Consider the following 12,192-nt stretch of genomic DNA (forward strand, 5'->3'; position numbering starts at 1 on the left):
ACTGGGTTCGCTCGGTTGCGGGTCAGGCCGCGGTGCGCGGCTCGCCGAACCAGGTGGCCAGGGCGTCGGTCAGGCCCTCGGGGGTGCCGTCGGCGGCGGCCCACGCCACGTAGCCGTCGGGGCGGACCAGCAGGCTCGCGGTCGGGGCGTCGGCGCCGCCGGGGCGGGCGGTGACGATGTCGACGCGGTCGGCCCAGCCGGCGGCGGCGGCGCGCAGCTCGGCGTTGTCGTGCAGGTCGAGCAGGAGCGGGCGGCCGCGGTGCAGCTGCTCGTAGGTGCTCGTCTTCTCCTCGCCGAGGATGAGTTCCTGGTCGGGGAGGCGGTGGCCGAGCAGCGGGTGGTCGCCTTCGGCGTGGCCGTAGACGATGTCGAGGCCGGTGACGAGGCCGACGAGGTGGCGCTGCACCTCCTCGATCTTGACGAGCTCGGCGAAGATCTCGCGCAGCGGCTGCATTTCGGGGCCGCCGAGGTACAGGGAGCGCTGCACCAGGGTGTTGGCGACGATGCGGGCGCCGACCGGGTGGCGTTCGGCGTGGTACGTGTCGAGGAGGCCCTCGGGGGCGGTGCCCTTGACGGCGGCGGCGAGCTTCCAGCCGAGGTTGACCACGTCGCCGACGCCGGCGCTGATGCCCTGGGCGCCGATCGGGAGGTGGATGTGGGCGGCGTCGCCGGCGAGGAAGACGCGGCCCTTGCGGTACTCGGTGGCCTGGCGGCTGGCGTCGGTGAAGTAGCTGGTCCACAGCGGGGTGGCGGCGCTGATGTCCTCGCCGGTGACGCGCTGGAAGGACGCGGCGACCTCTTCGAAGGTCGGCGGCTCCTGGGTGGGGCGCACGCCGGCGCCGCGCTCGAAGACGACGACGCGGGTGGCGTGCGGGCCGAGCGGCAGGACGACGACCATGCCGGCCTCGCCGACCTCGCCGGTGGGGCGGATCCGCAGCGGGACGCCGGTGACGTCGGCCATCTGCATCTCGATGGTGGCGTTGACGCCGGGGAAGTCGATGCCGGCGATGCGGCGGACGACCGAGCGGGCGCCGTCGCAGCCGACGAGGTAGGAGGCGCGCAGGGTCTGGGTGCCCTCGGGGCCGGCGACCTCGACGGTGACGCTCTCGCCGTCGTCGGTCAGGCCGGTGACCTCGTGGCCGCGGCGTATGTCGGCGCCCAGGCGGGTGGCCCAGCCGTTGAGGATGGCTTCGGTGCGGGACTGCGGGACCCCGCGGACACCGAAGTTGCCGCCCTCGATGATGCGGTAGTCGATCGGAATTCCGCCGAAGTGGCCACCGGGAATGGTGTCCAGTTCGCCGAATGCGTCGAGCAGGCCGCGCTGGCCGAATTCCTCGATGGTGCGGGCCGAGAATCCCAGGGCCCGGGACTGCTGCATCGGCTCTTCGAGCCGGTCGAGGACGATGACGGAGAGTCCGGAGAGACGGAGTTCCCCTGCGAGCATGAGTCCCGAGGGGCCTGCTCCGGCAACAATCACATCGGCGTTAAGGCTTTCCATCTTCCCTCTCCCGGTGGCGTTTTCTCCAGTATTCCGACGGGGCGGGGGAATCAGAACGGCCGCGGATACAGGGTTCTGACAAGTTCGTCAGGTCTGCGGCAGGTGTGTCAGGGCGTGCTCCGGGAAACGGCGGGAGGGTGCCGACAGCGATGTGTCCGGCACCCTCCGGTCGTGCACGTCGTACGGGTTCTACGGGTCGTACGGGGTTCTGCGGGTCCTACGGGTCGTACGGGGTTCTGCGGGTCCTGCGGGTCGTACGGTGGGCCGGTCAGTTGCCGAGGACGCGGTCGACGCGGATCTCGACGACGGCCAGGCCCGGCGGCTGCGGCGGCGGGGCCCAGTACCGCTTGGTGTAGCGGCGGATGCCCTCGGCGACGCGCGCCCGGTCGGTGCTGACGGTGGCCGTGCCCTCCAGGGTGAGCCAGCGCCAGCCGACCATCTGGCAGACCGACACCCGAGCTCCGGGGGCGGCGAGGATGTTGCGGGACTTCTGGCGGTGCACGGTCGTCATGACCCGGGCGATGCCGGTGGCGGCGTCCCAGGTGAAGCGGACCGGTGCGGTGTGCGGGCTGCCGTCGGGCCGCAGGGTGGTGAAGGTGCACAGGTGGTTCTCGGCGAGGAAGGCCTCCGCCTCGGCGGTCAGGCGCGGGGGGTGTGCCGTCTGGGCCATCGTGGGTCCGTTCTCGCCGGGCCCGTGCGGTGCGCGGGCCCGGCGGGTTCGTTCGCTGCGGGGCGGGCCCGGGGGTGCGCTCCCGGGCCCGCGTTCTCAGTGGGCCGCGACGTTGGTGTTCTGGTCCTCGGCCCGGGTCAGCGGGAGCAGGATCAGGGTGACGAGGAAGCCGGCGGCGGCGAATCCGGCGCTGATCAGGAAGGCGTCGTGGAAGACGGTGGTACGGGCCTCCAGGACCAGGGCGGGCACGCCGTGGGCGGCGGCCTCCAGCTCCGGGATCCGGCGGAAGGCGAAGGTGGCTGCGACGGCCAGGCCGACAGCGCCGCCGACTTCCTGGGCGGTGTTGATGAGACCGGCGGCCAGGCCCGACTCGTGCTCCTCGGAGCCGGCGAACGCGGAGACCTGGAGCGGCACGAAGGAGGCGCCGAGGCCGAGGCCGCAGATGATGAAGGCGGGCAGCAGGTCGATCACGTACGAGGCGTCCGAGGGGGCGCGCCACAGCAGCATCATGCCGGTGGCGACGAGGGACAGACCGACCATCAGGACGGGCTTGGCGGCGACCTTGGTGACGACCTGGGAGGCGATGCCGGCGCCGACCGCGGTGGTCAGGGCGAGCGGGACGTACGCCAGGCCGGTGGTGACGGCGGAGTAGTCGAGGACCTGCTGCATGAAGAGGCTGGCGAAGAAGAAGAGGCTGACGCAGGTGCCGAGCAGCAGGACGGCGATGACGTTGGCGGCGCGCAGCGAGGGCCGGCGGAAGATCGCGAGGGGGATCAGCGGGGCCTTGGCGCGGCGTTCGATGAGGAGGAAGCCGACGATCAGGAGGGCGGAGAGGGCGAAGCCGCCGTAGATGCGGCCCATCGGGACGTCGGAGTCGTCGACGGTCTGGCCGAGGGTGAAGATGAGGAGGATCAGACCGGCCGTCAGGACCACGGCGCCGGCGACGTCGAAGCTGCGGGTGCGCTCGGCGGCCTTGCTCTCGCCGACGACCATCGGGGCGATCAGGGCGCCGATGAGGCCGATCGGCACGTTGATGAAGAAGATCCAGCGCCAGCCGGGGCCGTCGGTGAGGAGGCCGCCGAGGGTGACGCCGGCGACGGCGGCGACGCCGCTGAGGGCGCCCCAGGCGCCGAGCGCCTTGTTGCGGGCCGGGCCTTCCTCGAAGTTGTTGGTCAGCAGGCTCAGGGCGGCGGTGGCGATGAAGGCCGCGCCCAGGCCCTGGGCGCCGCGGGCGGCGATGAGCAGGGCGGCGGTGTCCGCGAAGCCGGCGGCCAGCGAGGAGAGGGCGAAGAGGACCAGGCCGGTCTGGAGCATCCGGCGGCGGCCGAAGGTGTCGGCGAGCCGGCCGGTGAGCAGCAGGAATCCGCCGAGGAGCATGCCGTAGGTGGTGACGACGTACTGCAGGGCCGTCTGGGAGATGTGGAGCTCGTCCTCGATGGTCGGCAGGGCCACGTTGACGATGGAGACGTCGAGGAACGTCATGAAGCCGGCCAGGCAGAGGAACGCCAGGATGAGCCCGGGGCGGTACGCGGGCCCGGGCTCCGCCGGTGCCGGCGCAGAGCTTCGCAGGGGGGACTCTTGGATCGACATGCCACTCCTCGGAACGGAACGGATAACGGGGGGACGTTGGTGGCTTTCAGGAAGCTAGCACCCTGGGTAAAGTAGGTACCTAGAGGAAAGTGACTTCCTGGAGGGTTCGCATGAACAGCAGCACGGCCTCCGCACGGAGCGGCGGCGCGGCCGCCCACGCGGCCCGGGTGACGTCGGAGCAGGCTTGCCCGATCGCCCCGGTCCTCGACATCGTCTTCAGCCGGTGGACGACGCCGATCCTGTGGACGTTGAACGAATTCGGCGTGCAGCGCTTCGTGGAGCTCCACCGCAACATCGGCACCATCACGGCGAAGGTGCTGACGCAGCGCCTGCGGCAGTTGGAGCGCGACGGGCTCGTGATCCGCACGTACCACCCCGAGGTTCCGCCCCGGGTGGAGTACGAGATCAGTGAGCTCGGGCGGAGTCTGGCCCCGCTCTTCGCGCACCTGGCGGACTGGTCGGCGGACAACCTGCCGCGCGTGGAGCGGGCGCGGCAGGAGTTCGACGCGGCGGAGGCGCCGGTCGTGGTCCGGGGGCGCTGAGCCCCGCGGGCCGGTCAGGCAGCGGCGGCGTCATCGGCGGCGCTGTCGAGATCGCTGTCCAGTTCGCGCATGGCGCCCTGGAAGAAGATGAGGGGCTCCTCCTCGGCGGCCGGGGCGCCGAGTTCGACGACCTCGCCGAGCAGGATGGTGTGGTCGCCGCCGTCGTACTCGTTGATCAGCCGGCAGTCCAGGAAGGCCAGGGCCTCGCTGAGGACGGGCAGGCCCGCGTCCGAGCGGTGGTGCGGGACTTCCTCGATGCGCGCGGAGTCGCGGCCGGCGAACGCCCAGGCCACCCGCTCCTGCTGCTGGGTCAGGAAGTTGACGACGAAGCCGCCGCTGGACTGCACCACCGGCAGCAGCCGGGAGTTCTGGTGCAGGCAGATCAGCACCAGCGGCGGGTCCAGCGAGACCGAGGTGAACGAGTTCACGGTGGTCCCGCCGGCGTCGTCCTTCTCGCCTGAGGTGATGACGGTGACGCCGGTGGCGAAGTTGCCGCACACGTCGCGCAGCGCGCGCCCGTCGACCGGGTTGCGGCGCTCGGTGCCGGCTGACTGAACGGGTATCACGACAGAGCCCTTTCTCAGCTGTGTGTGGTGAGGACGTCCGCGCCGGGGGTGGTGCGCGCCTCCTGGGGCGCGGCGCCGGCGGGGAGTTCGGTGTCGAGGGGGGCCTTGGTGCCGTCGAGCGGCGCGCCCGCGTCCTTGGCGGTGCGGCGGGACAGCAGGGGGCCCGCCATCGCCGTGGTGACCAGGGCCATGACGACGAGCATGGTGAACATCCGCCCGTCCAGGACGCCGAGGCTGACGGCCGCGTTCAGGATGATCAGCTCGGTGAGGCCGCGGGTGTTCATGAGCAGGCCCAGGTCCACGGACTCGCGCCAGCCCAGGCCGGCCATCCGGGCGGGCAGGATGGCGCCGACCAGCTTGCCGGCGCAGGCCACCGCGATGATCAGGGCGAGGGCGATGAAGTCGCCGCCGCTCAGAGCCCCGAGGTCGACGCCGAGGCCGGTGACGATGAAGAAGACGGGCAGCAGGACGACGCTGACGTTGTCCATCGGCTTGCGCAGGTGCTGGGCCAGGACGCGGGAGGGCTCACGGGGCATCACGAAGCCGAAGAGGAACGCGCCGAAGATGGCGTGGATGCCGATCCAGGTGGTCAGTACGGCCGAGCCGAGGGCGCCGGCGCACAGCACGGCCAGCAGCGCCGACCAGCGCTCGGTGGCGGCCCAGCGCCACACCAGGCGGGCCACCAGCGGCTTGACGACCAGGAACATCAGCGCGATGTACCCGACGCTGAGCAGGCCGATCTTGGCCATGTTGGTGAAGTCGCCGTCCGAGGTGACCAGGGCGGAGACGTACGCCAGCAGGCACCAGGCGAGCAGGTCGTCGATGGCGGCACTGGCCAGCGACAGGGCGCCGACGCGGGTCTCCATCAGCTTGTTCTCGGTGAGGATGCGGGCCAGCACCGGGAAGGCGGTGACCGACATGGCGGTGCCGAGGAAGGTCGCGAAGGCGACGAAGGAGATCTCGTGGCCGGCCACGGTGGCGTGGTCGGGGTAGAGGAACGGGGCGAGCGCCACGCCCAGGCCGAAGGCCATCGCGATGGAGGAGAGGGAGACTCCGGCGGCGAGCCCGGCGTGCGGCCGGATCATCCGCTTCTCGAACTCCCAGCCGACCACGAACATGAAGAGGATCAGGCCCACCTGGGAGACCGCCGACAGGAGCGGGCGCACCTCGGCGGGGAACAGGTGCTGGGTGAGGTTTCCGGGCAGCAGGCCCAGGACGCTCGGCCCGAGCAGGATGCCGGCCGTGATCTCGCCGACGACGGCGGGCTGGCGCAGGCGCTGGGCGAACCTGCCCAGCGCGGCGCCGGCGAGCAGCACGATCGCGATGTCCAGGAGGAGCATCGCGAGGGTGGATTCCGGTACTCCGGCGGCGAGGGTGGTCACTGCATCTCCTGCTGCTGTGGCGCGGGCGGGGTCCCATCGGTCCACAGGACCTGGAAGGAGAGGGCGGCGAGGCGCCAGCCCCCGGGGGTGCGGTGGGCTTCTCCGGTCGCCAGGGTGCCGACGCTGAACAGCGGGCGGGCGGCCCCGGCGTCCGGGTGGTGGACGTGCGTGGAGACGAGGTTGGCGCGCAGCACCGCGCGGTCGTCGCCGGTGAAGTCGACGACGGCGGGCGATCCCAGGTGCTGCGTGGCGGCGAAGGCCGCGAGCGCGTCGCGGTGGTACGCGGCCATGCCGTCGAGGCCCTTGTGGGCGCTCATCGGGAACTCGACCCGGGCGTCGTGCGTGAACAGGGTCGCCGCCCACGCGTCGTCCAGTTCGTCGGCGTCGAGTCCGATGAGGTAGCGGTCCAGCAAGGTGCTTATGTCGGATGTTTCCCGGCCTGGATACATTGCGCGAGCATCCCAAGAATCCGATGGCCAACCAAGGCTGCTTTTCCTGGAACTGACGAAGTTGCAGAAAACCTTGAACCCGGCCGGGAAACCTGACAAACCCGTGCGATTTTCTGACCGGACGGGCCTTTCCCTTCGGCCCATTCCTCTTGCAAGCTGCGGTGGGAACAAAAGACGGACATGCCGTGAAGATGCTCCGCACACCATTTCCCCGAACGGAAGAGAAGAGAGAATGCCTAAGATCGCAGCCGACGGGCAGCACCTGACCGTCCTCAACCTGTTCTCGACCGACGCTCCCGAGAAGCAGGTCAAGCTGCTTGCCGCGATGCGCGAGATCGTCGACTCCGCGGCGTACGAGGGCTGGATCTCCAGCACGGTGCACGCGGGCCAGGACAAGCCGGGCACCGCCAACTTCATCCAGTGGCGCAGCACCGAGGACCTGGAGGTGCGCTACTCCGGCGAGGAGTTCAAGCACCGCACGCTGCCGCTGTTCGGCGAGATCACCACCTCGATCCGGCTGCTCCAGAACGAGATCGCCTTCACCCAGCAGAAGCCGGGCCTGGACGTCACCGAGATCTCCCCGGACCGCGACGACTACACGTCGATCGAGCTGTTCGGCGTCTCGGAGGACGAGCAGGAGCAGCTCGTCGACGCGCTCGGCACCGACTCGGAGTGGCTGGCCGAGGTCGACGGCTACCGCACCCACACCGTGCTGCGCGGCCTGCGCGCCCGCGGCATCGAGGGCAAGTTCGTCGTCGTCTACTCGCAGTGGGACAGCAAGGAGGCGTTCGACGCCTTCCGCGCGGTGCCCGAGGCGGACCGCACCCCGGCGCGCCAGAAGGTCGACGCCCAGGTCACCGCCCTGTCGACCTGGCAGGACGCCAACACGTACCGCGTGGTCCACACCCGTTCCGCGGGCGAGTGACCTGCGGCCCCGGGCGGGGGTCCGGCCGGCTGTGCGGCAGCCGGAAACCCGCCCCCGGGCCGCTTACGGACACGGGCACCGCGCGCCCTGAGCGCGGCCGCGGACAGCTGACCCGAGCACGAGAGGTCTGCCGTCTCCCCCCACCGGCGGCCGCTCGCCCGCCGGAGTGCCGCTGCCGGGAATTCCCCACCCGGCGGCGGCATTTCCGGTTTTCGGACCCCGTCCGCGGACACCACCCGAAGATTTCCCACGCGGGCGAGCGGGTCGCCCCCGGCGCCCCGGCTCCCCGTGCCCTTCGCAGGACGAGGAGTACCGAACATGCAGGATGCGGGCGTGCGCCGGACGGCGCACGAGATCACCGTGGCGGTCCCGGCGGCCACGGTCCACCGGCTGATCGCCGACGTGGACAACTGGCCGCGGACCTTCCCCGACACCGTCCACGTCGCCCTGGAGGCGGCGCCCGAAGGTGAGCAGCGGCTGCGGATCTGGGAGGCCGCCGACGGCGGCGAGCCGCAGGTCCGTACGCTGCGCCGGATCGTCCAGGACGACGAACTGCGGGTCAATTTCGAGCAGTTGACGAACGAGCCGCCGGTGGCCTCACTGGGCGGCGCCTGGCTCGTGGAGCCGGCCGGCGAGGACTCCTCGCGGGTGCGGCTGCTGCACGAGTTCCGGGCGGCCGGCGAGGGCGCCGCGGCCGATGCGGTGCTCGACGCGATCGCCGTACGGGTCGGGCGCGAGGCGCAGGACACCCTCGCGGCGTTGAAGGAGAACGTGGAGGCCGTCCACGCCAGCGAGGACGTCACCTTCTCCTTCGAGGACACCGTCCACATCGACGGCAGCGCCAAGGACGTCTACGACTTCATCAACGAAGCCGACCTCTGGCACGAACGCCTCCCCCACGTCGCGACCGTCCGCCTCACCGAGGACACCCCCGGCCTCCAGACCCTCGAAATGGACACCCGGGCAAAAGACGGCTCCACCCACACCACCAAGTCCCACCGCGTGACCTTCCCCCACCACAAGATCGCCTACAAGCAGGTCACCCTCCCCGCCCTCATGACCCTCCACACCGGCTACTGGACCTTCCAGGAGACCGACAACGGCGTCAGCGCCTCCTCCCAGCACACCGTCACCCTCAACACCGCCAACATCGCCCGCATCCTCGGCGACCAGGCCACCACCGCCGACGCCCGCGCCTACGTCCACCAAGCCCTCTCCACCAACAGCACCGCCACCCTCCACCACGCCAAGGCCTACGCGGAGAGCGGCCGCTGATGGCGGTGGCGAACACGCTCTCCGTGGGCCACGGGGAGCTGGACGTATGGCTGCTGCCGCCCCCCGACTCACCGCGCGACGTGCCGGTGGGCGAACTGGACGCGAAGGAGATGCAGCGGGCCGAGGCCTACCGCCGGCCCGACGACCGGCGGATGTACACGGCGGCCCACGTCGGGCTGCGCAGGGTGCTCGCCGTCTACACCGGCATCGCACCGCACCTGCTGTGCATCACCGGCGAGAAGCACGACGGGCTGGGCGGCCGCAACGGCCGGCCGCGCGTCCTCGGGGTGCCCGGCGCCCCGCAGTTCTCGCTGTCGCACAGCCACGGGCTGGCGCTGGTGGCTGTGGCGGGCAGCCGGATCGGGGCCGACGTCCAGCGGATCCCCGACCCGGCGACCGCCGCGGCCTGCCTGCCCGCGCTGCACCCGGCGGAGCGGGCGGAGCTGGAGGAGCTCCACGGGTCCGAGCAGACGGTCGCCTTCGGGCGGCTGTGGACCCGCAAGGAGGCGTACCTCAAGGGGCTGGGCACCGGGCTGGCCCGGGGCGCGGACCTCGACTACCTGGGCGAGTACGACGCCTCCCGGCGCCCCGAGGGCTGGGTGGTGGGCAACCTGCCGCTGTGCGCGAGCCATGTCGCGGCGGTCGCCGTGCTGGGCAGCGGGGACCGGCGCATCGTGATGCGGGCGGTGCCGGACACGCTGCTGTACGCGCGGGAGGCGGCTGAGCGGATTGCCGGGGTCGAGCCGGGGTTGCACACCGTGTTGCGTGACCTGCGGGGGCGGGGCGGGGCGGCCGCCGCCGCCGGGCGGGCCGTGGCCTGAGCGGCCTGCTCCGCCGCAACGCGCCGAGGGGCCGGACTTCCTGAGAAGTCCGGCCCCTCGGGCGTGCGGGTGGCCGTACGGCGTTTGCGGCGCGGGGATTGGGCCCGAGCCCACTCCGGCCTCGCCGGTGCCTTGGGGCGCAACCCCCAGCCTTGTCGGCGCTGCGTGCGGGAAATCCAGCCTCGCCGGCGTTTGAGGCGCGGGGTTTGGGGCTGAGCCCCAAGCAACCCGGCTGACGCCGGGCACCGGGCTCCGCCCGGACCCGCTCCTCAAACGCCGGAGGGGCTGAAGATGCGCGGGGTCGCCGGGCTCTGCCCGGGCCCGCTCCTCAAACGCCGGAGGGGCTGAAGATGCGCGGGGTCGCCGGGCTCCGCCCGGGCCCGCTCCTCAAACGCCGGAGGGGCTGAAGATGCGCGGGGTCGCCGGGCTCCGCCCGGGCCCGCTCCTCAAACGCCGGAGGGGCTGAAGATGCGCGGGGTCGCCGGGCTCTGCCCGGGCCCGCTCCTCAAACGCCGGAGGGGCTGAAGATGCGCGGGGTTGCCGGGCTCTGCCGGGGCCCGCTCCTCAAACGCCGGAGGGGCTGAAGATGCGGGTTGCAGGTGGCGGGTCAGGCGGCGGAGTGCCAGGTTCGGGGGCCTTCGAAGCCGGGTACGCGGTCGGGGCGGCGCCAGCGGGCGGAGGCCTGGTGGCGGCGGGCCAGGTCGTCGGTGCCGGCGCCGGGGCCGGCGCCGCGGGCGAGCAGGACGGCCGTGAGGGCGGCGAGTTCCTCCGGGGAGGGGTCGCCCTTGACGACGCGCAGCAGGTCCACGGGTGCGGCGGGCTGTCCGTTCTCGTTCACGGTGTGCTCCTCACGTCTACTGGGGCGGGTTGCCGTGCTTGCGGCGGGGCAGGTCGGCGTGCTTGGAGGCGAGCATCGCGAGCGAGCGGGCGAGGACCTGGCGGGTCTCGGCGGGGTCGATGACGTCGTCGACCAGGCCGCGCTCGGCCGCGTAGTACGGGTGGACGAGCTCGCGCTTGTACTGGTCGATCTTCTCCTGGCGCATCGCGTCCGGATCGTCGGCGGCGGCGATCTCGCGGCGGAAGACGACGTTGGCGGCGCCTTCCGCGCCCATCACGGCGATCTCGTTGGTGGGCCAGGCCAGCGCGATGTCGGCGCCGATGGACCGGGAGTCCATGACGATGTACGCGCCGCCGTAGGCCTTGCGCAGCACCACCGAGACGCGCGGGACGGTGGCGTTGCAGTACGCGTACAGCAGCTTGGCGCCGCGGCGGATGATTCCCTCGTGCTCCTGGTCGACGCCGGGCAGGAAGCCGGGCACGTCCACGAGGGTGACCAGCGGGATGTTGAAGGCGTCGCAGAACTGCACGAACCGCGCGCCCTTCTCGCTGGCGCGGATGTCCAGGACGCCGGCCATCGCGGCGGGCTGGTTGGCGACGATGCCGACCGTGTGGCCGTCGATGCGGGCCAGGCCCACGACGATGTTCTGCGCCCAGGCCGCGTGCACCTCCATGAACTCGCTGTCGTCGACGAGTTCCTCGATGACCCCGCGGATGTCGTACGAGCGGTTGCCGTCGGCGGGGACCAGGTCGTGCAGGGCCTCGCAGGGGCGGTCGGCGGGGTCGCCGGTGCGGGCGGCCGGCGGCAGCTCGCGGTTGTTGGAGGGGAGCAGCGAGATCAGGTAGCGGACCTCGGCCAGGCAGGTCTCCTCGTCGTCGTAGACGAAGTGCGCGACGCCGGAGGTGCCGGCGTGCACGTCGGCGCCGCCGAGGCCGTTCTGGCTGATCTCCTCGCCGGTCACGGCGCGGACCACGTCCGGGCCGGTGATGAACATCTGGGAGATGTCGCGGACGGCGAAGATGAAGTCGGTCAGGGCCGGGGAGTACGCGGCGCCGCCGGCGCAGGGGCCGAGCATCACGGAGATCTGCGGGATGACCCCGGAGGCCTTGGTGTTGCGCTGGAAGATGCCGCCGTACCCGGCGAGCGCGGAGACGCCCTCCTGGATGCGGGCGCCCGCGCCGTCGTTCAAGGAGACCAGCGGGGCACCGGCCGCGATGGCCATGTCCATGATCTTGTGGATCTTCGCGGCGTGGGCCTCGCCCAGCGCGCCGCCGAAGACCCGGAAGTCGTGGGCGTAGACGAAGACCGTGCGGCCCTCGACGGTGCCCCAGCCGGTGACCACGCCGTCGCCGTACGGCTTCTTCGCCTCCAGCCCGAAGCCGGTGGCCCGGTGCCGGCGCAGCGACTCCACCTCGGCGAAGCTGCCCTTGTCCAGCAGCAGGGTGATCCGCTCGTGGGCGGTCAGCTTGCCCTTGGCGTGCTGGCGTTCGGTGGCCCGGGGGTCCAGGCCGTGGCGGGCCTCGTCCTTGCGGGCCTGGAGCTCGGTGAGGCGTTCGGTGAGCCGGGCCTCGGGTGTCGCGGGCGGCATCTTCGGGTCTCCTGTCGGGTGGGTGGCGGGGCGGCGGGGCGGGCTGCG

The 12,192-nt window shown here is 71.9% G+C and carries 12 protein-coding genes; 4 read left to right on the forward strand and 8 right to left on the reverse strand.

All coding sequences use genetic code 11. The features are described from left to right. Positions 1-22 precede the first annotated feature (22 nt). The 3 genes from OG764_RS39500 to OG764_RS39510 all read right to left on the reverse strand — a co-directional run bounded on the left by OG764_RS39500 (position 23) and on the right by OG764_RS39510 (position 3,758). Positions 23-1,498 (reverse strand): FAD-dependent monooxygenase, encoded by a 1,476-nt coding sequence (locus OG764_RS39500; protein ID WP_328973655.1) that lies wholly within the window; start codon positions 1,496-1,498, stop codon positions 23-25. A gap of 268 nt (positions 1,499-1,766) precedes the next feature. Then, positions 1,767-2,168: a pyridoxamine 5'-phosphate oxidase family protein gene (locus OG764_RS39505; protein ID WP_328973656.1), complete on the reverse strand. Its 402-nt coding sequence runs from the start codon at positions 2,166-2,168 to the stop codon at positions 1,767-1,769. A gap of 96 nt (positions 2,169-2,264) precedes the next feature. Continuing rightward, positions 2,265-3,758, reverse strand: coding sequence for an MFS transporter (locus OG764_RS39510; RefSeq protein ID WP_328973657.1), 1,494 nt, complete (start codon positions 3,756-3,758; stop codon positions 2,265-2,267). Between the two features lie 110 nt (positions 3,759-3,868). Here OG764_RS39510 and OG764_RS39515 point away from each other — a divergent pair, with 110 nt between their 5' ends. Beyond that, positions 3,869-4,300, forward strand: coding sequence for a winged helix-turn-helix transcriptional regulator (locus tag OG764_RS39515; protein ID WP_328973658.1), 432 nt, complete (start codon positions 3,869-3,871; stop codon positions 4,298-4,300). 14 nt (positions 4,301-4,314) lie between these two features. Here the strand turns inward: OG764_RS39515 and OG764_RS39520 are convergent, their stop codons facing one another. From OG764_RS39520 to OG764_RS39530, 3 genes are read right to left on the reverse strand one after another with little or no spacing between them, the layout of a single operon-like run. Beyond that, positions 4,315-4,866, reverse strand: coding sequence for a flavin reductase family protein (locus tag OG764_RS39520; protein WP_328973659.1), 552 nt, complete (start codon positions 4,864-4,866; stop codon positions 4,315-4,317). 14 nt (positions 4,867-4,880) lie between these two features. Next, complete coding sequence (locus OG764_RS39525; protein ID WP_328973660.1) at positions 4,881-6,248, reverse strand: cation:proton antiporter; 1,368 nt, start codon at positions 6,246-6,248, stop codon at positions 4,881-4,883. Next, positions 6,245-6,661, reverse strand: coding sequence for a nuclear transport factor 2 family protein (locus tag OG764_RS39530; protein ID WP_443056287.1), 417 nt, complete (start codon positions 6,659-6,661; stop codon positions 6,245-6,247). Before OG764_RS39530 ends, OG764_RS39525 begins: the two co-directional genes overlap by 4 nt. A gap of 268 nt (positions 6,662-6,929) precedes the next feature. Between OG764_RS39530 and OG764_RS39535 the strand changes: the two genes are divergently transcribed. The 3 genes from OG764_RS39535 to OG764_RS39545 all read left to right on the forward strand — a co-directional run bounded on the left by OG764_RS39535 (position 6,930) and on the right by OG764_RS39545 (position 9,718). After that, the gene (locus tag OG764_RS39535; protein WP_328973662.1) at positions 6,930-7,622 is read left to right on the forward strand and encodes an antibiotic biosynthesis monooxygenase family protein; all 693 of its coding nucleotides are present in this window, start codon (positions 6,930-6,932) and stop codon (positions 7,620-7,622) included. 318 nt (positions 7,623-7,940) lie between these two features. After that, entirely contained in the window at positions 7,941-8,897 is a 957-nt protein-coding gene (locus tag OG764_RS39540) for an aromatase/cyclase (RefSeq protein WP_328973663.1), read from the forward strand. Then, entirely contained in the window at positions 8,897-9,718 is an 822-nt protein-coding gene (locus OG764_RS39545; protein ID WP_328973664.1) for a 4'-phosphopantetheinyl transferase family protein, read from the forward strand. The genes OG764_RS39540 and OG764_RS39545 overlap by 1 nt, the downstream gene beginning before the upstream one ends. 607 nt (positions 9,719-10,325) lie before the next feature. On the opposite strand, the gene OG764_RS39550 is transcribed toward OG764_RS39545, so the two are convergent. Further along, complete coding sequence (locus tag OG764_RS39550) at positions 10,326-10,556, reverse strand: acyl-CoA carboxylase epsilon subunit (protein ID WP_328973665.1); 231 nt, start codon at positions 10,554-10,556, stop codon at positions 10,326-10,328. 16 nt (positions 10,557-10,572) lie between these two features. Further along, positions 10,573-12,144, reverse strand: coding sequence for an acyl-CoA carboxylase subunit beta (locus OG764_RS39555; RefSeq protein ID WP_328973666.1), 1,572 nt, complete (start codon positions 12,142-12,144; stop codon positions 10,573-10,575). Between the last annotated feature and the right edge of the window lie 48 nt (positions 12,145-12,192).

This window comes from Streptomyces sp. NBC_00239 (genome assembly GCF_036194065.1).
Taxonomy (GTDB): domain Bacteria; phylum Actinomycetota; class Actinomycetes; order Streptomycetales; family Streptomycetaceae; genus Streptomyces.

Excerpts from the sequence above, each read along its gene's own strand:
- OG764_RS39540 (WP_328973663.1), top strand. The coding sequence starts at position 7,941 with ATGCAGGATGCGGGCGTGCGCCGGACGGCGCACGAGATCACCGTGGCG.
- OG764_RS39535 (WP_328973662.1), top strand. The coding sequence starts at position 6,930 with ATGCCTAAGATCGCAGCCGACGGGCAGCACCTGACCGTCCTCAACCTG.
- OG764_RS39505 (WP_328973656.1), bottom strand. The coding sequence starts at position 2,168 with ATGGCCCAGACGGCACACCCCCCGCGCCTGACCGCCGAGGCGGAGGCC.
- OG764_RS39515 (WP_328973658.1), top strand. The coding sequence starts at position 3,869 with ATGAACAGCAGCACGGCCTCCGCACGGAGCGGCGGCGCGGCCGCCCAC.
- OG764_RS39555 (WP_328973666.1), bottom strand. The coding sequence starts at position 12,144 with ATGCCGCCCGCGACACCCGAGGCCCGGCTCACCGAACGCCTCACCGAG.
- OG764_RS39545 (WP_328973664.1), top strand. The coding sequence starts at position 8,897 with ATGGCGGTGGCGAACACGCTCTCCGTGGGCCACGGGGAGCTGGACGTA.
- OG764_RS39510 (WP_328973657.1), bottom strand. The coding sequence starts at position 3,758 with ATGTCGATCCAAGAGTCCCCCCTGCGAAGCTCTGCGCCGGCACCGGCG.
- OG764_RS39500 (WP_328973655.1), bottom strand. The coding sequence starts at position 1,498 with ATGGAAAGCCTTAACGCCGATGTGATTGTTGCCGGAGCAGGCCCCTCG.